The sequence below is a fragment of the Streptomyces sp. NPDC059455 genome (genome assembly GCF_042750115.1).
GTDB classification, from domain to species: domain Bacteria; phylum Actinomycetota; class Actinomycetes; order Streptomycetales; family Streptomycetaceae; genus Streptomyces; species Streptomyces endocoffeicus.
Genome location: NZ_JBHYVB010000069.1, coordinates 1 through 20,152 on the forward strand (window position 1 = coordinate 1; position 20,152 = coordinate 20,152).

Consider the following 20,152-nt stretch of genomic DNA (forward strand, 5'->3'; position numbering starts at 1 on the left):
GGGAGCCGCACCGCGCGCCCGCCGGGGGGGGAGCCGGACGGGCGCGCGACGAGGGGCCGGTGGCGGGGGCTCAGTCCGCCGAGAGAGCGGGGTCGCTCATCCCCGCACGGCCGGTCTCCACATGCCCGGCCAGCCGGCGCAGATAGCCGCTGTCGTGGTCGGAGACCACCGACAGGTCGTACCACTGGTGGCTGCGCCCGGTCCGCGCGGTGTGCACCACCCGCGCCCCCGGCCGGAGCCGGTAGCTCGCCGACTTCTCCTCGTGGTAGCCGTCCGTGACGGTGAGCCGCACCGTCGCGTCGCCCTGGTTGACGAGGGTCAGTTCGACCTCCCCGGTCGCCCGGTCGTGGCGGGCGCTCACCTCGGGGCCCTTGCCGGTGGCGTGGCCGGTGAAGTGGCGCAGGAAACCGGCCGGACCGTGCACCTGGAGGTCATAGGCGCCGTTGTCCGCCGAGGAGCGCTGCCAGCTGCCGGACAGCCGCTTGCCCGCCTCGACGGTGTAGCCCCATGGCCCGCCCGTATGGCTCGCGGAGGTCACGTGGAAGTGCGCGGCGGTGCCCTTGCCGTGGTGGACGAAGTCGACCCGCAGACCGCCGTCGGCGCTGGTCGTGGCATCGGCCGACAGGTCGTACGGCAGCGGCCTGGCAGGGCGCAGTCCGGACTCCTGCCGGGGCAGCGAGGGGTTCGCCGGGAGCTTCGGTACGTAGTCCGGGTGCCGCTCGTTGTCCTTGGGCTGGTAGCCGCTGGTGTCCGGCAGGGCCGGGACCTTCACATCGGTCCGGGAGAAGTCGAAGGCCTCGGTCAGGTCGCCGCACACCGCCCGCCGCCACGGCGAGATGTTCGGCTCCTCGACGCCGAAGCGCCGCTCCATGAGCCGGATGACCGAGGTGTGGTCCAGCGTCTGCGAGCAGACCCAGCCGCCCTTGCTCCACGGTGACACCACCAGCATCGGCACCCGCTGCCCCAGCCCGTACGGGCCCGCGGGCTGCGAGGAGGAGCCGGCGTACAGCTCCCCGGTGGTGTCCACGGTCGAGGCGCCCCGCTTGGCGGCGGGCGCGTACGGCGGCACCACGTGGTCGAAGAAGCCGTCGTTCTCGTCGTAGGTGATGAGCAGCGCGGTCTTGCTCCACACCTCGGGGTTGGAGGTGAGCGCGTCCAGCACCTGGGCGACGTACCAGGCGCCGTAGTTGGCCGGCCAGTTGGGGTGCTCGGTGAAGGCTTCGGGGGCCGCGATCCAGGAGATCTGCGGCAGCTTCCCGGCCTTCACATCGGCCCGCAGGACGTCGAAGAAGCCGTCGCCGTTCTTGGCGTCGGTACCGGTGCGGGCCTTGTCGTACAGCGGGTCGCCGGGCTTGGCGTCGCGGTACTGGTTGAAGTACAGCAGCGAGTTGTCGCCGTAGTTGCCGCGGTAGGCGTCGTCGATCCAGCCCCAGCCGCCCTTGGCGTCGAGCCCGTCGCCGATGTCCTGGTAGATCTTCCAGGAGATCCCGGCCTTCTCCAGGCGCTCGGGGTAGGTGGTCCAGCCGTAGCCGGCCTCCGCGTTGTCCAGCACCGGGCCGCCGCCCTTGCCGTCATTCCCGGTGTAACCGGACCACAGGTAGTAGCGGTTGGGGTCCGTGGAGCCGATGAACGAGCAGTGGTAGGCGTCGCAGATGGTGAAGGCGTCGGCCAGCGCGTAATGGAAGGGAATGTCCTCGCGGGTCAGATGCGCCATGGTGGTGGCCGACTTCGAGGGCACCCACTTGTCGTACGCGCCGTCGTTGAACGCCACATGGCCGTCGCCCCAGCCGTGCGGCAGGTCCTGGAGGAACTGCAGCCCGAGGTCGTTCACCTCGGGGCGGAACGGCAGGACCTCCTTGGAGCCGTCGGACTGGTGCCACACCGGCTTGCCGTTGGGCAGCCGCACCGGCCGCGGATCGCCGAATCCCCGTACCCCGCGCAGGGTGCCGAAGTAGTGGTCGAAGGAGCGATTCTCCTGCATCAGCACGACGATGTGCTCGATGTCCCGCAGACTTCCGGTCCGGCGGTTCGCCGGAATCTCCGCGGCGCGGGCGATGCTGGCGGAGAGGAGGGACATGGCCGTGCCGGTGCCGGCAAGTTGCATGAATCTTCGACGGTCTATGGAGGTCATGACGCTCCGGTCTCCTGTGGCGTTCGAAGGGAAGCGGGGGGAACCGGTGCAGTGTCTTCCGCCAAGACGGTACGGACAACGGCAGATGGGCGAAACGGCGGGAAAACCTGCGTAAATCTTGATCGTGGGCCGAATCCTTGTCGCGGCCCCTCCCACATGCCCATGCGGGCCACGCACCGGGCCGATGTGACGCACGACGCACCGGATGGAACGGCATCCGCGGAGATGAACTCCGTTTCGCCGCGCCGAGGAAGGGCACGCGAACAGTGTGCTTCGGACCGGAGGCACGCCATGGGAGCAGCCCGGCTGCGGAAGGCGTGTCCACGGTCGCCCGAGTTGTCCGGATTGCCAGATCCTGTGGTGACACCGACGACAGCCCAAGGGAGACCCGCCCATGACGTCCGCACGAGCACACCCCCGAACACACCCCAAGCACGCACACGACGACGCCCCCGACACCTCCGCCGACTTCCGCCGGATCGCCGATCTGCCGGACGGTCAGGAGAAGGACACCCTGCGGCAGGACGTCGTCCGGGCCTGGATGCCGATGGCCGAGCGCATCGCCTCACAGTTCCGCAACCGCGGTGAAAGCTCCGAGGATCTGCGGCAGGTGGCCATGGTCGGCCTGGTCAAGGCGGTCAAGCGCTATGAGCCGGACCGGGGTTCGGCCTTCGAGAGCTACGCCGTACCGACCGTGGTCGGGGAGGTCAAGCGGCACTTCCGCGACCACATGTGGGGCCTGCACGTCCCGCGCCGGGTCCAGGAGCTGCGCAACCGGGTCCGCACCGCCATCCAGGAGCTGACCCGCTCACCGGACGACCGTTCGCCCAGCGTCAAGGACATCGCCCAGCACACCGGCATGACCGAGGAGGACGTCCTCGTCGGCATGGAGGCGCTCGACAGCTTCCGCACACTGTCGCTGGACGCCGCACTGCGCGGCGCGGACGACGGCTACGCGCTGGTGGACACCCTCGGCTCCACCGAGTCCTCCTACGAGCGGGTGGTCCAGCGCGAATCCCTCAAGCCGTGCCTGCGCAGGCTTCCCGAGCGCGAGCGGGAGATCCTCTACCTGCGGTTCTTCTGCGACGAGACCCAGAGCCGGATCGCCGATCGGCTCGGCATCTCCCAGATGCATGTCTCCCGGCTCATCAACCGCACCTGCGCCCGCCTGGGCCAGGAGGTCGGCGCCCGTGCCGCATGACGCTCCGCTCATCCGCCGCACCGCCCCGTGCGTCCGCCCCTCCGGGTCCCCACCCCGGCCACGGTCACTCATGGCGACGCACGCCTATCGTTGAGGTATGCACGACCCCCCGGCGGTGACGCTGTTCCTCTGCGGCGATGTGATGCTCGCCCGCGGTGTCGACCAGATCCTGCCGCATCCGGGCGATCCGGAGCTCCAGGAGCCCTACATCCGCGACTCCCGGGCCTATGTGGAGCTGGCCGAGCAGGCGAACGGCCCGATCCCGCGCCCGGTGGACTTCTCCTGGCCCTGGGGCGACGCACTGGCCGTGCTGGACGAGGAGGCGCCCGAGGTGCGGGTGCTCAACCTGGAGACGAGCGTCACCCACAGTGATGAGTTCGCCCCGGGGAAGGACGTCCACTACCGGATGAGCCCGGACAACCTCCCCTGTCTGACCGCGGTCCGGCCCGATGTCTGCGTCCTGGCCAACAACCATGTGCTCGACGGCGGCCGGCGCGGGCTCGACGAGACGCTCGACTCCCTGGCCGCCGCCGGGCTCCGGGTGGCCGGAGCGGGCCGTGACGCGGCCGCCGCGCGGCGCCCCGCCGCCGTCCCGGCCGGGGACCACCGCCGGGTGCTGGTCTTCGCGTTCGGCGCGGCCTCCAGTGGCATCCCGGGCCGGTGGGCCGCTGCCGAGAACCGGTCCGGGGTCGACTTCCTGCCCGAGCTGTCGGACGCCCGCGCGTACGAGATCATCGCCCGCGTACGGCAGCTCAAGCGCCCCGGCGACCTCGCCGTCGCCTCGGTCCACTGGGGCGGCAACTGGGGGTACGGCGTCTCACCGGACCAGATCCACTTCGCCCACGCCCTGATCGACGGCGGTGTGGACCTCGTCCACGGCCACTCCTCCCACCACCCCCGCCCCCTCGAGGTGTACCGCGGCAAGCTGGTCCTCTACGGCTGCGGCGACATGGTCGACGACTACGAGGGCATCGGCGGCTACGAGCGGTACCGCGACGATCTGCGGCTGCTCTACTTCCCCGAGCTGGACCCGGACACCGGCCGCCTGGTGAGCCTGCGCATGGTGCCCCTGCGGTCACGGCGGATGCGGCTGGAGCGCACCGGCCATGACGACGCCGTATGGCTGGGCGGAACCCTTGACCGGGTCGGGGCCTTCCTCGGCTCGCACATCGACGTCCGGCCCGATGACGTCCTCACCCTGCGCCGGCCCTGACCCCGCCGGGTCAGACGATCTTCCAGCGCACCAGCCCGCCCAGCACCAGCGCCCCGGGGACCAGCGGCAGCCACACGGTGATGAAGCGGTACGCCAGCACCGTGGACGTGGCCGACTCGACCGGCGCCCCCGCCGCCACCAGCGCGATGACCAGCGCCGCGTCGACCGAGCCGATACCACCGGGCGCGGGGACGACGGCGGCCACCGCCGTGGCGGCCAGATAGGCGAGCATCACATGCGCCGGCCGCACCTCGAGCTCCAGCGCCAGCGCGACCGCCACCAGCCCCGTCGCCTGGAGCAGGGGAAACGCCAGCGAACCACCCCACAGCGCCAGCGCCCTGGACGGCCGCATGTGCAGCGAACGGGCGTCGGCCAGCGCGGTGCGCAGGAACGTCACCACGAGCCGGCGCACCGGACGGATGAGGGCCACTCCGGCCACCAGCACCCCGGCCGCCGCCACCACCCCGGCCACCACCGTCCCGCTCACCGAGTCCGGGAGCAGCGGGCCCAGCCGCAGCGCCTCGGGAAACGCCACCAGCAGCACCAGCAGCAACCCCACCCGGGCGGTGGCCTCCGCCAGGAAGTACAGGGCCAGCGCCGCCGAGGAGCGGGCGGGCGGCAGCCCGCAGCCCGTCATGAACCGGATGTTGACCGCGCTGGCGCCGATCCCCGACGGCAGCAGATGGTTGGCCGCCCCCGCGGCGAACTGGGTGGCGAACAGCCGCCTGGCCGGCAGCCGCTCCAGCACCGTGCCCTGCCGGGCGAACGACACCGCCACCCAGCCGAGCCCGGTCGTCGCCACCGCCGTCAGCAGCCAGTACGGATTCGCGGTGAACATCTGACGGGCGCCGGAGCCGATCAGCGACCGGTGCTGGACCACCCAGACAGCCACGACGAGCAGCGGCAGCAGACACAGGATCTGGCGCAGCGGCAGCCGCCGGTACAGCGGCCGGCGCTCCGTCCGCTCCGCGGGCCGGTCCAGGGGCTGCTCCGCGGGGCGCGGCATCGCTTCAGGCATCGGTCCGGACACTCCTGTCGGTCATGGGATACGTGCCGGATACGGCTCTTGGCTCAGCATCGTCGCGGAACGCGCACCGCGCAGCGGGAGCGCGATCAGCAGGCCGAGGCAGATCCACACATAGGTGTTGCTGCCGAGGAAGCCGTCGACCCCGGTGGAGTCGAACCGCCACAGCCACACCACACTGCTGCACAGCAGCACGTACACCACCGCACCGACCTGGAGCAGCAGCCTGCGCCGGGCCGGTGGCGCGTCCGGCCGCAGCGCGCTGTCGACCAGCACCGCCAGGGCCGGAATCAGCCACACCAGATGGTGCACCCAGGTGATGGGGCTGATCAGACAGGCGGTCACCCCGGTCAGCGCGAAGCCGGCCCGCTCGTCCCCGACGGCCACCGCGGAGCGCACCCGGTGCGCCCAGACGGCCAGTACGGCGAGCACCCCGAGCGCCCACACCACCCCGCTCGGCGGCACCGGATCGACCAGCCGGGCCAGCACCCCTTCCCACGACTGGTTGGAGACGTAGGAGAGCACCCCGATCCGGTCGGTGTCCCACAGCGCCTCGGTCCAGTAGACCCGCGAGGCCCCCGGCGCCACCGCCAGGGCCAGCAGGGTGGCGGCCGCGGCGGTGGCCGTGGCGGTCGCGGCGGCGCGCCACCGCCGGGTGATCAGCAGATAGCCGATGAAGATCGCCGGGGTGAGCTTGATGGCGGCGGCGAGCCCGATACCGCAGCCGGCGAACCGGCCGCGCCCCGTGGACAGCAGCCGGGCGTCGAAGAACACCAGCACCAGCAGCAGCAGATTGACCTGCCCGAAGCTGAAGGTGTCCCGCACGGGCTCCAGGAGGACGAACAGACAGGTCGCCACCACGAAGGCGAACCACTTGTTCCAGCCGCGCCGCTGGACGATCGGCCCGATCAGCCAGGTGAGCAGGATGGCCGAGGCGGCCACGTTGAGCACCATGCTGAGGGTGATCGCGGCCGGCCAGGTGAACAGGGCCATCGGCAGCATGCACAGCGCGGCGAAGGGCGGATAGGTGAAGCCGTAGTCCGCCCCGTCCGCGCCGGGGATGGTGAAGTCGTAGATACGGCCGTCCCGCGTCCAGTGGCCCACGGCGTCGTAGTAGACGTTGAGGTCGAACCAGTGCCGGTGCAGCGGGACGAAGGCCAGGAACAGCGCCACCGCCACCGTGAGGGCGAGCGCCAGCACCAGCCGGCCGCGTGAGGTGGTGGGCCCCGTCATGCCGAACGCTCCGGTCCGTGGCCGCCGGAGACGGCGGGCAGCGCGTTGCCGGTGGCGAGCCCCGGCGCGTGCCGTACGCACCACAGCGCGCACACCGCCAGCGCACCCCCGCACACGGCGTACGTCAGCTGCCGCGAATCCGGGGCGAACCCACTGGGCAGCACGGCCAGCGCGAGCACCCCGCTCCCGGCCACCACCGCCTTGCGCACCGTTCCGCCAGGACCGGCCGCCGCGATCACGAACAGCCCCCACAGCACGTACCAGGGCCGGATGGCCGGGCCCAGCACGGCCACCGCGATCAGGCTCAGCCCCAGCGCGTACACCGGCCGGGGGCGGGGCGGGCGCAGCCAGGCGGCCCCGATGGCCACGGCGGTGGCCAGCAGCCCCAGACCGTGCCACGCGGGCGCGGCCAGCGGCGCCAGACCGCTGCCGACGGCCTCCAGCAGGGCGCCGGTGGCACGGCCGAGCGTGCTGGTCAGCGCCCAGTTGTCCGGTGAGGCCGGGGTGGTGAGCGCGGAGATCCAGCCGTAGCCGGTGCCGGTCACGGCCGTCGCCACTCCCGTGGTGGCCAGGGACAGCGCGGCGGTGGCCGCCACGGCGCCGACGCGGCGCCTGCGGCCCTCCACCCGGCGCGCCCACAGCGTGGCGACCGCCAGCAGCCCCAGCGCCGCCGGGGCCTTGACCAGGGCGGCGAGCGTGACCAGCACCGCGCCACAGGCCGGCCATCGGCCCGTCGCGGCCACCAACCCGGCCCCGAGCAGCCCGAGCATCACGGCATCATTGTGCGCCCCGCCCACCAGATGCAGCAGCAGGAGCGGGTTGAGGCCGCCCAGCCACAGGGCGGCGCTTGGGTCGGTGCCGCAGCGGCGGGCCAGAACGGGCAGCGCGAGCACCATCAGCGCCACCCCGAGCAGTGCGATCAGCCGCAGCCCGATCACCCCGAGCGACGGCTCGGCGCGCGAGGCGTGGGCGATGGCCGATTCGAAGGCCAGCGAGACCGGGCCGTACGGCGTCGGGGTGTGCTGCCACACCGGCGCCACCTGTTCCGCCAGCGGCCCGCCGAGGCGGATGGGGCCGTGGGTGTAGACGTCGATGCGGGCGTGCACCATGGCGCCCTGGGCGAGATAGCTGTACACATCCCGGCTGAACAGCGGCGGGCCGGGCAGCAGGGGAGCCGCCCAGGTGGCGAGCGTGATCAGCAGGGAGCGGGGGCCGGGCGGTTTCGGCCCGCGCACCTCGCGCCCCAGCAGCCACCACGCCGCGATCAGCAGCACCAGCCCGAAATAGGTGCTGATCAGCCCGAGCGCCTCTCTTCCGGAGTCAGGGGTGAGGGCATCCCCCACTGGCAACGCTCCGGCTGTCGCTCCGCCCGCTGCCAGGGCCACCGACCCGGCGAGCCCGAGGAGGCGACAGTGACCAGGAGCGACGGCGACACGTTGAAGGAGAAGGCGACGGACCAGCACCTACCCAGCCTCGCGAGAACGCATGGCCGGAAATTGACGTCGCGGTCACCGGAGACTGGCCGAGAGGTGTCGGCCGGGCCACACCGCCTGGGGAGCGGGCAGGATCGATGCCCACGGTGCCCGGTCGACCACGAGTTGACGCAGTTTGCGCAGCTCGCACGGGCTGTTCCAGCCGAGTACCCCGACCACCCGGCCCCGGTGTCCATAGGCGACGACGAAGTGGCCGCCCTCGAGCTCGCCGTGGAGCACGGCGAGTTCGGCGTCGGCGGGAAAGATGCCGTACGCCTGGATATGGGCGTCGTACTGATCGGTCCAGAAGTACGGTACGGGGGCGAATGGCTGGTTCTCGCCGAGCACATTGTGGGCGACGGCCCGCGCCTGTTCCGTGGCGTTCAGCCGGTGCTCCAGCCGCATCCGGCAGCCGAAGTGGTTGTTGTGCCACGAGGCGACGTCACCGGCCGCGTAGACGCCGGGCGCCGCGCGGCAGGTGGGATCGCATTCGACGCCGTTGCCCAGCTCGAGGCCGGATCCGGCCAGCCAGCCGATCGCCGGGGCGGCACCGATGGCGACCACCACGACATCGGCGTCCAGCAGTGTGCCGTCGGTGAGTTCGAGACCGGTCACCCGGCCGCCGGACTCGAAGAACCGCCGCACCCCGGTGCCGCAGCGCATGGACACCCCGTTCTTCTTGTGCAACCGCCCGACCAGGGCGGCTATCCGGTCGCCGAACTGGCGTCGCATCGGCATCGGCCGGGGGTCGATCATGGTGACGTCCAGCCGCATCCTGCGGGCCGCCGCCGCGGCCTCCGAGCCGAGGAAGCCCGCGCCGACCACCGCCACCCGCACATCGGGCTTGCGGCGCAGATCGGCGCGCAGGGCGAGGGCGTCGTCGAGGGTGCGCAGCAGATGCACCCCGGCCAGATGGTGGGCGCCGGGCAGGCTGTTGGGGGTGACACCGGTGGCGATGACCAGGGCGTCGTAGGAGACGCTGTCGCCGCCGTCCAACACCACCCGGCGGGCGGCGGTGTCCAGACCGGTGGCGGATCTGCCGAACAGCAGCCGTGCGTCGAGGGCGGACAGCTCCTCGTTGGTGCGCAGCTTGATCCGGTCCGGCTCCCAGGTGCCCGCCAGGATCTGCTTGGACAACGGCGGCCGGTTGTAGGGGGTGTGGGGCTCGTCGCCGATGAGGGTGAGCCTTCCGTCGTACCCCTCGGTGCGCAGTGTGACGGCCGCGGTGAGCCCCGCGACCGAGGCACCCACGATCACGACGTTCCGCGGTGCGCTCACGAGTCGGCCAGGGCGATCGCCAGGGCGGGGCAGACGGCGGCCGCGTGTCGGACGTCGTCGTGCAGCTCCGACGACGGGCGGTCGTCGAGGAGTACGGCGACACCGTCCTCGTCCCGCTGGTCGAACACGTCCTGGGCGGCGAGGACGCACTGCCCCGAGGCGACGCATTTGTCCTGATGCAAGGTCACCTGCATGGCGTTCTCCGACACTGGGGATCAACGGAAGGCGGTTACCAGACGAATGTTCGGTAACGGGCGGAAGGGAGGCTAGTTCTCCCGCGTACCCAGCACAACACGCTCCGCAAGAAGCTGGCCACGGAGCGAGACATATGAGCCTGGCATGTGCGCCCCGAACGGGTCGACCGGGCGACTCGAGAAGACTGTGTAAAACACCAGGTCACACCCGGTTCCGCGGGCCGAGGGCCGCTTGTTCGCGGGGTGGGGCATCAGTGGCTCACATGGCGGAAATACGCAGGTTACGAATGTTCCGCATTGCTCACGTACGGTTCGAAGAGCCCCACGATTTCCACCTCACGGAGGATCCTTGCGCGCGCTCCGCACACCGCCCGACTGGCTGACGCACCCCCTGCGCGGGGTGCGGGCGCTGCGGGGGCCCGTGCCCTGGGCGGCGGTGGTCCGCGGAGCCCTCGGCGTGGGACCGGTGGTGGCCGTCGGCGTGGCGTCGGGACACACCCCGTTCGGGATGCTCGCCGGGCTGGGGGCGATGTTCGCCCACATCAACGACCGCCCCGCGACCCGCGCCACCCGCGTCGTGCGCATCGGCCTGCCCGCCCTCGCCGGGGCCCTCGGCCTGCTGACCGGGGCCTGGCTGGGCACGCTCGGCCTCGGCGTCTGGATCGCGTTCGCCCTCGCCGCCGTCGGACTGGTCTCCGGCGCGATCAGCGCCATCGGCCCGGTCTGTTCCTCCGCCGGGGTGCAGCTGATGGTGCTCGCCGTGGTCGGCGCGGGCATGCCCCTCCCGGTGGCCCCGCCGGCCAGGGCGGGCCTGCTGCTCATCGGCGCCGCGTGGGTGATCGCCATGGCCGCGCTGCTGCCACGCGTCATCCCCTCACGCCAGGCCGCGCCCTCCGGCGAACGGGAGGCGGTCGCCGCCGTGTACGACGCCCTGGCCGACCTGATGACGGCGGTCGGCACCGACGACGGCCAGGCCGCCCGGCGCAAGCTGTCCGCCGCCTACGACGCGGCGTACGAAGCCCTCTACGCCCATCGGCTCCCCCTGCACCGGGTCGACGAGGAGGAGCGGCGGTCGCGCGACCGGCTGGCGGTGGCCGGAGCGCTCAGCGAGGCCATCCTGACCCTCCTGTGGGAGGACGAACCCGTACCCGAGCGCATCGCGCGCACCCCCGCCCAACTGGCCCGCTCGGTACGGACCGGACTGCCACCGGGCCGGCTGCCCGCCCCGGCGCCCGACACCGCGGGCAACGTGGCCATGCACCGCGCCGTGCTGCTCGCCGCCCGGGTCTTCGACGGCGAACCGGCGCCGCCCGTCGGCGCGGTGGTCCCCGGCCACCGGCAGCGGCTGCGCCGCGCGCTCGGCCCGGCGGGCCGGGAGTACGCCGCCCGGGTGGCCCTGTGCGTGGGCGTCAGCACCGCCCTCGCCCAGCAACTGCCCGGCGCGCACTGGTACTGGCTCCCCGCCACGGCCGCCTTCCTGGTCAAGCCCGACATGGGCCCGCTGGTCTCGCGGGCCCTCTCCCGCGCGCTCGGCACCGCCGTGGGCGTGGCCGTCTTCGGCGCCCTCGCCACGCTGCTCGCCCCCGGCGCGGGCGACCCCGGCATCTGGCCGGTGGCCGTCGCGGCGGTCTGCTCCGCGCTGATCCCCGTCTCCGTGCGCCACTTCGCCCTGCAGACCGCCGTGCTCACCCCGCTGCTGCTCTCCCTGGTCTACCTCGGCGGCGACACCGACCCCGGGTTCACCCGGCTCACCGACACACTCCTGGCCTGTGGTGTGGTGCTGGCCGCCGGGGCGCTGCCCGGGCTCGGCGGCCCGCGCGCCCAGGTGTCGGTACGGCTGTCGCTCGCGGTCCGCGCCACCCGCGACCACCTCGACCGGGTGCTGACCGCCGAGGCGCCGTACGCCACCCGGCTGCGGCTGCGCCGCGAGGCCTACCGCGCGCTCGCCGACGCCCGCCGCGCGGTGGAGGTGGCCAGCGCCGAACACCCGCCGTTCGGCCGGGACCTGGCGGCCTGGGCGCCGGTGGTGCTGGCCCTGGAGAAGATCGTGGACGCGGTCACGGCCTGCGGCGTACGGCTCGACCAGGGCGCCCCACAGCCCGATCCCGCCCTCGCGGCCCGGCTGCGGGCCGCGCTGTCCGACCTGGCCGACGCCGTCGCCACCCGCCGCCCCCCGACGGACCTCGTCCTGCCCGCGGAGGCGGCGGTGGGCGACTGCGCGACCATCGCCGATGTCACCGCCGGGCTGCGCACGGTGCGCGACCTGGCGGCCCGTTGACCCCGCTCACCTCCCCGGCGGCCGTCAGCTGACCCCGCTCATCTCTCCGGCGGCGGATTCGCGGATCCCCGTCGGGCCGGGCGGCGCCTCTGGGCGGGTGTCTCTCGGTGGTTGTCTGCCGGCGGGTGCCTCCCGGCGGGATCACGCGGGCCGGGGCCGCGGGGCGTTCCAGAGGTGGTGCATGGCGTACGAGCGCCAGGGCCGCCAGCCCTCGGAGTCCTCCAGATGCGCCCCGGCGCCGCGGGCCCCGGCCCGTACGGCGACATCCGACTCCAGCAGCACATCGGGGTCGCTCAGCGCCCGCATCCGGATGTAACCGGACGTCCAGGGGCCGACGCCGCGCAGCCCCAGCAGCTCCTTCTCGGTCCGGTCGCGGTCGGCGCCCGCGTCCAGCCGCACGGTGCCGTCGGCGAGCGCGGCGGCGAGCGTACGCAGCGTGGCGCGCCGGCTCTCCGGCATGCCGAGCTCGGAAAGCGGCGCCTCGGCCAGGTCCTCCGCGCGCGGGAAGAGATGGGTCAGCCCGCCGTCCGGCCGCTCCAGGGGCTTGCCGTACGCGGCCATCAGCCCATCGCCCAGCACCCGCCCGGCGGCCACCGAGACCTGCTGGCCGAGCACGGCGCGAAGGGCGAGCTCATGCGGGTCGGCGCTGCCCGGCGAACGCAGCCCCGGCCGCGCGGCCACCAGGGGCGCGAGCGCGGCATCGGCGCCGAGGCGCTCGGCGACCGCGTACGGATCGGCGTCCAGGTCGAACAGGCGCCGGATCCGCTGGATGGCGGTGGTCAGATCGCGCAGTTCGGTCAGGCGCAGCCGGCACTCGAGCCAGCCGTCGCCGGGCCGTTCGTCGACCTCGACGATGGCGCAGGCGTGCGGCAGCCGCAGGGTGCGGCGGTAGGTCCGGGCGCCCGGCGTGCCCGCCATCTCCTCCAGGCCGGTGAGGGCGCGCCGGGCGAGATAGTCGAAGACCCGCGTGGTGTCGTACGGACCGCGGTAGGCGAGCCGCAGCGGCACTCCGGCCGTTCCGCCGTTCGTGCCGCCGTTGGTCCCCAGCACCCCGCCGGGCGTCCCCGCGGGCTCGGACAGGGAGGACTTCCCCGGCCGGGCGGCGCGCAGTTCGGTGGGGGTGGCGGCGTAGATCTCGCGCAGCGTGTCATTGAACTGCCGGACGCTGGAGAACCCGGCCGCGAACGCGATCTCCGAGGCCCGCAGCGCGGTGGTCTGCAGCAGGATCCGCGCGGTGTGGGCGCGCTGGGCGCGGGCGAGCGCCACCGGGCCGGCGCCGAGCTCGGCGGTCAGCTGCCGCTGCACCTGCCGGGCGCTGTACCCGAGCCGCGAGGCGAGCCCGGACACCCCCTCCCGGTCCACCACCCCGTCCCCGATCATCCGCATGGCGCGGCCGACGGCGTCCGCCCGCGCGTTCCAGTCGGCGGAGCCGGGCACGGCGTCCGGCCGGCAGCGGCGGCAGGCCCGGAACCCCGCGCCCTGCGCGGCGGCCGAGGTCGGGAAGAACCGGACGTTCTTGCGCCGGGGCGTGGTGGCGGGGCAGCTCGGTCGGCAGTAGATCCCGGTCGTGGCGACACCGAAGAAGAACTCGCCGTCGAACCGTGCGTCGCGGCTGCACACCGCCTCGTATCTGCTGTCGTCGCTCATCACACCTCCACTGTGCGCCCTGGGAGGGGAGGCGCGCTGGCGGGAAACGGACATGGCGCTCGCGGCGGCGCGGTGGCGCGTCGACCGGGGCCGGGCCGGGGGCAACCGTGCAGCCGTGGGGGAGGGCGGGCGCGGTCCGGTGCTAGCGCGAGCCGAGGACGGTGACGCTGGGCAGGTCGCGGTGGTCGTGGTGGGCCTGGGCGATCCCCGCGAGGGAGGACCGGCCCAACGCCTGGTAGGCGCCGACCAGCAGCTCGTTCGCCAGCGCCTCCCTGACGGGGTCACCGGCCGACGCCCAGTGGAGATCGCGGCCCAGCGCCAGCGCCTCGGCCGGGTCGCCGTGCGCGAGGCGCCGCCGGGCGTCCTCCACGAGCCTGGTCGAACCCGCTGGGTCGTCGAGCAAGGCGTACTGGGCCTGGGCGAACCGGAAGCCACCTGGCGCGTGGCGCACGGGCCGCTCCGGCGCCGTCTCGCCGGTCACGAGCGCACCGGCACCGTCCAGCGTGGCGACCCGCGCGGGGTCGGCCGACCCGGCCGAGCTGTCGTACGCGCGCACATAACCGGCGCCGGTCTCGTCACGGTCGCCCGTCTCCAGCCCGGTCAGGGCCTCGCGCAGCAGTTCCAGCCCGTGACGCCGAGCGGCCAGGTGGTCCGCGTCCCCGTCGTCGTCGGCGAGGTCGCGCCAGTGGCGCTCGATCAGCACGCGTATCGCTTCCAGCGGCGTGTGCGCGCTGGTGTCGATGTCGCCGCCGTCATGGGTGTAGTAGGAGGCGACCCCGGCACAGGCCGATCCGTCGTCGGACCACAACCCGTAGTGCAGCCCGTCCGAGCCGCCGTGCAGAAAGGTCAGGAACTCGGGCGGATCGCGGTAGTAGCGTCCGTGCGCCCGCGCGTCGATCCCCGGCCGGGCGGACAGTCCGGGGTCGTCGAACAGATCGGAGATACCGGCCGGAGCCACGTCCATGTCCGTGAGCGCCCGCCGCTCGGCCACCCCGAGCCCCTGGAGGAAGACATGGAACCGGAAGAAGGAGTCCGGCAGTTGGAGCCCCCACTCTCGCCGGACGCGGGCCTCCACCGCCGCCCATCGCTCTCCCCCCTGCCGCCGCCACTCATCGCCCATGCGCCATTCCTCGCTCATCCCCCGGCACTCCCGTGGTCCACGGACCCGAGACCGGAGGCTAGCGGACACGATCGGGCGGACGCGGCCGGGGTCGGCTCCAGCGCACTCGACGACGGCGCACCGAGCCGGACCGTCGATGGCGCACGGAGCCTGACCACCGATGGTAAGTTCGGCAAGGTGACTGCCGGGTCGGCCATGGGCCACGCACGAGTGAGGCGCCCGGCCTCGGCGTGAGCCCGAGGCGGGCCAGGGGCCCGCCACTTCCTCCGTGTCCTTCCTCCCGGCGCCCGTATGTGGCGCCTGTTCCAGCGGATTCCACGATGCGGAGACACCACCACAGATGCCACACCACGCCCGGCCCCAGCCCGACTCCGAGCCCCCGGCCACCGCCGTCCAGCTGAATCACACCGCCGTCTACGCCCACGACCGGCGGCTGTCCGCCGAGTTCATCGCCGCGATTCTGGGGGTGGAGGTCGGAGCACCGTTCGGACCGTTTCTGCCCGTCGATCTCGGCAACGGCGTGACGCTCGACTACTACGAGAAGCGCGACGAGCCCATACAGCCACAGCACTACGCGTTCCTCGTGCCCGATGAGCGGTTCGACGCGATGATCGCCCGCCTGGAAGCGGTCGGCGTCACCTACTACGCCGACCCCAGCCACACCGACCCCGGCCGGATCAACCGTCTCTTCGGCGGCCGTGGCGCGTACTTCGACGATCCCGGCGGCCACAACATGGAGATCATCACCCGGCCCTACATCCGCCCCTAGCGACGGGTGGCCACGGAGCCCTGGCCATGAAGGGCACCAGCCACAGGGGGGGCGTCCGAAAGGGCGCCCCCGCCGGGCTGTACACCCGCGCGGCGCCTGAGCCACCATGTGCTGGGGGATGCGTAAGGGGGGGCGCATGATGGGCGAGCCGATGGCGCGCAACGAGTTCTCGGGCACCGCGCACACGGTGATCCAGGCGCACACCATCCACGGCGGCATCCACTTCAACGACGGCCACCGCCCGTTCACCGGCAGCCGGCTCACAGGTCAGCTGCTGCTCGCGGGCTGCTCGACGGCGGTGGGCGCGAGTCTGCTCCGCTGGACGCGGGGTGGCGGCAACGCCCCCGGGCTGCCCGGTCCGATGCTCGGGGCGGTGGGCATCGTACTGGCCACGTTCGGCGCGTGGCTGGCGGTCCACGCCATCGTGCGCCACCGCCGCTCCAGGATCCTGTGGGGCGACCGTTCCGGCCCGGAGCTCAACGCGGCGGCCGAGCGGCTCGCAAGCGCGGTACGTGAGCAGTTGGGCCGTGAGGAGCGGCTGCGCCGGCTCCAGGACCCGGCGCCGATCCCGGTCCGGTGGGACACCGCGCCACCGGACCTGATCGACCACTGGGAGAACGTCACCGGCGTCACCGACATCACCGGTGTCACCGGCGGCGGCCCGGTCGATCTCCGCGGCCGGTTCGAGGAGATCGCCGATGTGCTCGACCGGGTGCCCTCCGGCCGGCTCGTCGTACTCGGCCCGGCCGGTACGGGCAAGTCCGTGCTCATGGTCCGGCTCGCTCTCGACCGCCTCGCACGCCGCGCCCCCGGCGAGCGGATCCCGGTGATCCTGCCCCTCGCCACCTGGCGGCCCCAGGCCGAGCCCGACTTATGGGAGTGGGCGGCCGGACTGCTCGGCACCCGCTATCCCTCACTGGCCACCAGCACCGCCTCCGCCCGCGACATCGCCCGCGAACTGCTGCGCACCGGCCGCCTGTTGCCCGTCCTCGACGGCTTCGACGAACTGCCCGCGGCGGTACGGCCGCAGGCCCTGCGGACCCTGAACGGCACCCTCGACCGGGCCGCGCGGATCGTCCTCACCAGCCGCGAGGACGAGTACCGCGCCGCGGCGCGAGAAGCGCGTGTGCTCACCGGTGCCGCCGCCGTCAGCGTACGGCCGCTCACCCTCGCCGACCTCACGGTCTACCTCTCCCGCACCGCCCCGCCACCCCACGACTCCGCACCGCCCCACAGCGCCGCCGGACGGCCCCGGCGCGGTACCGCCTGGCGGCAGGCGCTCGATCCCCGGACGACCGACCCGGCCCGCGCGGCGCGCGTCCGGGTCCTGGGCGAGGCGCTGGCCACCCCGCTGATGGCGTCGCTGGCCCGCAAGGCGTACAGCGACACCGGCCGGGACCCGGCCGAACTGCTGGACTCCCACCGCTTCCCCGGCCGCGCGGCCATCGAGGCCCATCTCCTCGACCAGTTCGTGCCCGCCACCTATGACACGTCCCTGGCCGCCGCGAGCCCGGGGCGACACTGGCCAGCCGAGGACGCACACCGCTGGCTCACCTTCCTCGCCCGCCACGCCCGGGCCCTGGGTTCCCCGGAGGTGACCTGGTGGAGCCTGCCACGCGCGGTGCCGTGGCCCGTACGCTGCGCACCGGCGATCGCCGCCATGGCGATGGGCCTGGTGGCACTGGCACCCGTCGGCTACGACCGGCCCGCGGAGGGGCCGCTGGGCATGGGGTCGCCGCCACTGTTCGTCGTGGTGGCCCTGTTCGGCGTCGTCGCCGTCATCGATGTCGCCTGGGACACCCCCCGGCCCTGGACACTGACCGCCCGCGGCCGGCTGCCCCTCCTCCTGTGGAGAACGGCCACCGTCGTCCCCGTCGCGCTCTTCGTGGTCCTTGCCGCCACGGTGGACCTGCGGGCGTCGCTGTACGCCGTGGTCCCGCTGTTCCTGCTGATGGGCGGCGCGGTCTGGCAGGACACCGCGGACCACGCCCTGGCCCGCAGCCCACGAGCGCTGCTGCGCGCGGACCGTCGGACCGTATGGACGCTGCCCGGCACGCGCGCCTTCGCGAAACCCCGCCGTGCCGCCGCCGCGGTGGTGTGCCTCCTTCCGCCGCTGGCGCTGTTCCTGAGTGAACAGATCACGACGTACTACCCTCCGGGGGTGACGCCGCCCTCCCACAGCGAGGAACCGGTCACCGGCCGGGACTGGTTGCTGGCGTCACTGACCGGCGCGGCGGCACTGCTCCTGTACGGATTCGCCGTGTCGGCATGGGGGAAGTTCACCGTCGCCAGACTCTGGCTGGCCGCCACCGGCCGTCTCCCTCGGCACCTGATGGAATTCCTGGAGGACGCCTGTCAACGGGGAGCCCTGCGCCAGTCCGGCGGTGTGCTGTCCTTCCGGCACCGCACCCTCCAGGACCGGCTGGCCCCGCCCCCGCCGGGCCCACCGGCCCCCGCCGGGGTGGCCGATCCATCCGTGTCACGGGAGGATCCATCCGTGTCACGGGAGGTGATCGCCATGGCACTGTCCCCGCTCATGGTCGGCCTGATGGTGCCGGGGCTGGTCAGCACCCTCATCACCCCGGACGACGAGCGCTATCGGTCTCTGCCCGAAGCCTGTGAGCTGCTGGACGAGCGCATGGCCGCCCGGGCCGTACCCCGGCCGCGACTGTCGACCCGGGAACCCTTCAGCCAGGGGGAGTCCCGCTGTTACTGGACCACCGACGGCGATGTGTCGCCCAGAATCGACCTGTTGGTCACCGTCGGGAAGGCGGAGGCGGCTCAGAGCGCCGTCCAGGAAGCCGTGAAGGCGTTCCGCAGCGCGGACACCATCGGCGGAGAGCACGACGGAGGCCACAGATCGACGCTCGACCTCGGGCAGGAGGCGGTCTGGTGGCGGTGGGACGGCGGCGGCCAGGTGCTCGTGCGCCAGGACAACGTCGTCCTCAACATGGACATGCGCGGCCCCGCCGAAACACGGCTGCCCGCCTTCGCCGAGGAGGTGCTGCACCGGGCACTGACAAGAGCCCGGCGCAGCGGCTGACCGCTCAGCGATCCGCCCGTACGCCGGTCAGACCCGTCTGCCGCCGGGCGGCGTCCACGGTCTGTGCGAGCAGGACGGCGATGGTCATGGGCCCCACCCCGCCCGGCACCGGGGTGATCAGCCGGGCACGTTGACTCGCGGAATCGAAGTCGACGTCGCCGATATTGCCGGGGTTGTATCCGGCATCGATCACCACGGCGCCCGGCTTGATGTCCTCGCCACGGATGAGCCGGGGCCGGCCCACCGCCGCCACGACGACATCCGCTTCCCGGAGCACCGCGCCCAGGTCGGCGGTCCTGGAGTGGCAATACGTCACCGTCGCGTCCCGGGCCAGCAGGAGCATTCCCACGGGCTTGCCCAGGATCGGACTACGGCCCACCACCACGGCACGCCGCCCCGCGAGCTCGACGCGGTACTCGTCCAGGAGACGCATGATCCCTCCTGGAGTGCACGACGCGAACCCCGGCAACCCGAAGCTCATCGCCCCGAAGGAGCTCATGGTGACGCCGTCGACATCCTTCTCGGGAGCGATGGCCTCGAACGCCGCCCGCTCGTCGATATGAGCCCCGACGGGATGCTGCAGCAGGATGCCGTGCACTTCGGGGTCCTGGGACAGCGAGCCGAGGGTATCGACCAGCTCAGAGGTCGTCGTGGCGGCCGGCAAGGCGACGAACCGTGACGCGATCCCCGCCTTGGCGCAGCGGGCGCGCTTCATACGGACATACGTGGCCGAGGCCGGATCCTCGCCCACCAGCACCGTTGCCAGACAGGGGGTGATTCCCGTACGTCGAGCGATCTCCGCAGCGTGGCCCGCCGCTTCCGCCACGATGCGCCGGGCAGGACCGGCGCCATCCATGAGCTGGGCCGTCTGTGTCGAGGACAAGGTCGCCTCCCAGGCGTTACCGACTACTCGCCCAGGCGCACGGCATCGACCCGATCGTCAGGCCGCTCCCCGGTGGTGCTCCACCTCAGCGCCAGTCACGGCCCGGACCCCACTGTAGGGCACCCCGGACGGCCTTTGCCGGGCGTTTTTCTCCCCCTTTCCCAGCGCCATCCACCAGGCGTTTCCCCGCGTATGAGCGAATGCCACCCCTGGCCGGGCCATGATCCGATGCCCCCTAGACTGTCTCGCAATCCTCACGTTGATCGGAGCACGACATGCGTCGCCTTGCCCTTGCCCTCCTGGCATGTTCAGCCCTCACACTCGCCGGGTGCGCGCAGGACTTTGACCGGGGCCCTGATGGGACAGTCACCGACAAGGTCAAGGACGGGAAGAAGTTCTACCTGGTCGTCGATCCGGCCAAGGGCGGCGAGGAGAAGAAGTTCCGGGTCAGCAAGTACGACTACCACGACTGCAACCGTGGCTCGAAGTACCCCAAGTGCGTTGACGACTAAGGGTAATTGAGCCTGAGGGTACTCATCGTGGGGCGCGCGCGCGGGCGGGGGTGGGGCCCCCGGCGAGTTGTTGTTCACCCCCCCGCCTCTGGGGGCGGGCCGGGGCGCCCCGCCCGCGGCGGGGGGCGGGGCGCGTCGGCCGGGGGGGGGGGCC

The 20,152-nt window shown here is 72.9% G+C and carries 15 protein-coding genes and 1 riboswitch; of the genes, 6 read left to right on the forward strand and 9 right to left on the reverse strand.

Going from position 1 to position 20,152, the window contains the following annotated elements:
• Positions 1-70: 70 nt before the first annotated feature.
• Complete coding sequence (locus ACFXB5_RS24325) at positions 71-2,131, reverse strand: phosphocholine-specific phospholipase C (protein ID WP_385211429.1); 2,061 nt, start codon at positions 2,129-2,131, stop codon at positions 71-73.
• Between the two features lie 394 nt (positions 2,132-2,525).
• Between ACFXB5_RS24325 and ACFXB5_RS24330 the strand changes: the two genes are divergently transcribed.
• Both ACFXB5_RS24330 and ACFXB5_RS24335 read left to right on the forward strand, forming a co-directional pair.
• Positions 2,526-3,332: a SigB/SigF/SigG family RNA polymerase sigma factor gene (locus tag ACFXB5_RS24330; protein ID WP_385211431.1), complete on the forward strand. Its 807-nt coding sequence runs from the start codon at positions 2,526-2,528 to the stop codon at positions 3,330-3,332.
• A 97-nt stretch (positions 3,333-3,429) separates the two neighbouring features.
• Complete coding sequence (locus ACFXB5_RS24335; protein ID WP_385211433.1) at positions 3,430-4,545, forward strand: CapA family protein; 1,116 nt, start codon at positions 3,430-3,432, stop codon at positions 4,543-4,545.
• A 10-nt stretch (positions 4,546-4,555) separates the two neighbouring features.
• On the opposite strand, the gene ACFXB5_RS24340 is transcribed toward ACFXB5_RS24335, so the two are convergent.
• Genes ACFXB5_RS24340 through ACFXB5_RS24360 form a run of 5 tightly spaced genes read right to left on the reverse strand, consistent with a single transcriptional unit; the run spans position 4,556 to position 9,746 of the window.
• Complete coding sequence (locus ACFXB5_RS24340; protein WP_385211434.1) at positions 4,556-5,563, reverse strand: YbhN family protein; 1,008 nt, start codon at positions 5,561-5,563, stop codon at positions 4,556-4,558.
• Between the two features lie 21 nt (positions 5,564-5,584).
• Positions 5,585-6,802: a glycosyltransferase 87 family protein gene (locus ACFXB5_RS24345; protein ID WP_385211436.1), complete on the reverse strand. Its 1,218-nt coding sequence runs from the start codon at positions 6,800-6,802 to the stop codon at positions 5,585-5,587.
• On the reverse strand, positions 6,799-8,262 hold the full coding sequence (gene mptB, locus ACFXB5_RS24350) for a polyprenol phosphomannose-dependent alpha 1,6 mannosyltransferase MptB (RefSeq protein WP_385211502.1): 1,464 nt from the start codon (positions 8,260-8,262) through the stop codon (positions 6,799-6,801). Before mptB ends, ACFXB5_RS24345 begins: the two co-directional genes overlap by 4 nt.
• A 48-nt stretch (positions 8,263-8,310) precedes the next feature.
• Positions 8,311-9,552 (reverse strand): NAD(P)/FAD-dependent oxidoreductase, encoded by a 1,242-nt coding sequence (locus ACFXB5_RS24355; protein WP_385211438.1) that lies wholly within the window; start codon positions 9,550-9,552, stop codon positions 8,311-8,313.
• Positions 9,549-9,746 (reverse strand): ferredoxin, encoded by a 198-nt coding sequence (locus tag ACFXB5_RS24360; protein ID WP_385211440.1) that lies wholly within the window; start codon positions 9,744-9,746, stop codon positions 9,549-9,551. The genes ACFXB5_RS24355 and ACFXB5_RS24360 overlap by 4 nt, the downstream gene beginning before the upstream one ends.
• A gap of 349 nt (positions 9,747-10,095) precedes the next feature.
• Here ACFXB5_RS24360 and ACFXB5_RS24365 point away from each other — a divergent pair, with 349 nt between their 5' ends.
• Positions 10,096-12,024, forward strand: coding sequence for an FUSC family protein (locus ACFXB5_RS24365; protein WP_385211442.1), 1,929 nt, complete (start codon positions 10,096-10,098; stop codon positions 12,022-12,024).
• A gap of 141 nt (positions 12,025-12,165) precedes the next feature.
• Here ACFXB5_RS24365 and ACFXB5_RS24370 read toward each other — a convergent pair whose 3' ends face one another.
• Complete coding sequence (locus ACFXB5_RS24370) at positions 12,166-13,671, reverse strand: AlkA N-terminal domain-containing protein (RefSeq protein ID WP_385211444.1); 1,506 nt, start codon at positions 13,669-13,671, stop codon at positions 12,166-12,168.
• 142 nt (positions 13,672-13,813) lie between these two features.
• A complete protein-coding gene (locus ACFXB5_RS24375; protein WP_385211446.1) occupies positions 13,814-14,809 on the reverse strand; it encodes an ADP-ribosylation family protein in 996 nt (331 codons plus the stop codon).
• Positions 14,810-15,131: 322 nt separating this feature from the next.
• Here ACFXB5_RS24375 and ACFXB5_RS24380 point away from each other — a divergent pair, with 322 nt between their 5' ends.
• Positions 15,132-15,560, forward strand: a complete 429-nt coding sequence (locus ACFXB5_RS24380) for a VOC family protein (protein ID WP_385211448.1) — start codon at positions 15,132-15,134, stop codon at positions 15,558-15,560.
• 136 nt (positions 15,561-15,696) lie between these two features.
• Positions 15,697-18,603 (forward strand): NACHT domain-containing protein, encoded by a 2,907-nt coding sequence (locus ACFXB5_RS24385; RefSeq protein ID WP_385211450.1) that lies wholly within the window; start codon positions 15,697-15,699, stop codon positions 18,601-18,603.
• A 4-nt stretch (positions 18,604-18,607) separates the two neighbouring features.
• Here the strand turns inward: ACFXB5_RS24385 and ACFXB5_RS24390 are convergent, their stop codons facing one another.
• Entirely contained in the window at positions 18,608-19,486 is an 879-nt protein-coding gene (locus ACFXB5_RS24390; protein WP_385211452.1) for a bifunctional 5,10-methylenetetrahydrofolate dehydrogenase/5,10-methenyltetrahydrofolate cyclohydrolase, read from the reverse strand.
• A 22-nt stretch (positions 19,487-19,508) separates the two neighbouring features.
• A riboswitch (ZMP/ZTP riboswitch) is annotated at positions 19,509-19,595 on the reverse strand.
• Between the two features lie 166 nt (positions 19,596-19,761).
• Between ACFXB5_RS24390 and ACFXB5_RS24395 the strand changes: the two genes are divergently transcribed.
• Entirely contained in the window at positions 19,762-19,998 is a 237-nt protein-coding gene (locus ACFXB5_RS24395; protein ID WP_086885525.1) for a hypothetical protein, read from the forward strand.
• The last annotated feature ends 154 nt before the right edge of the window (positions 19,999-20,152 follow it).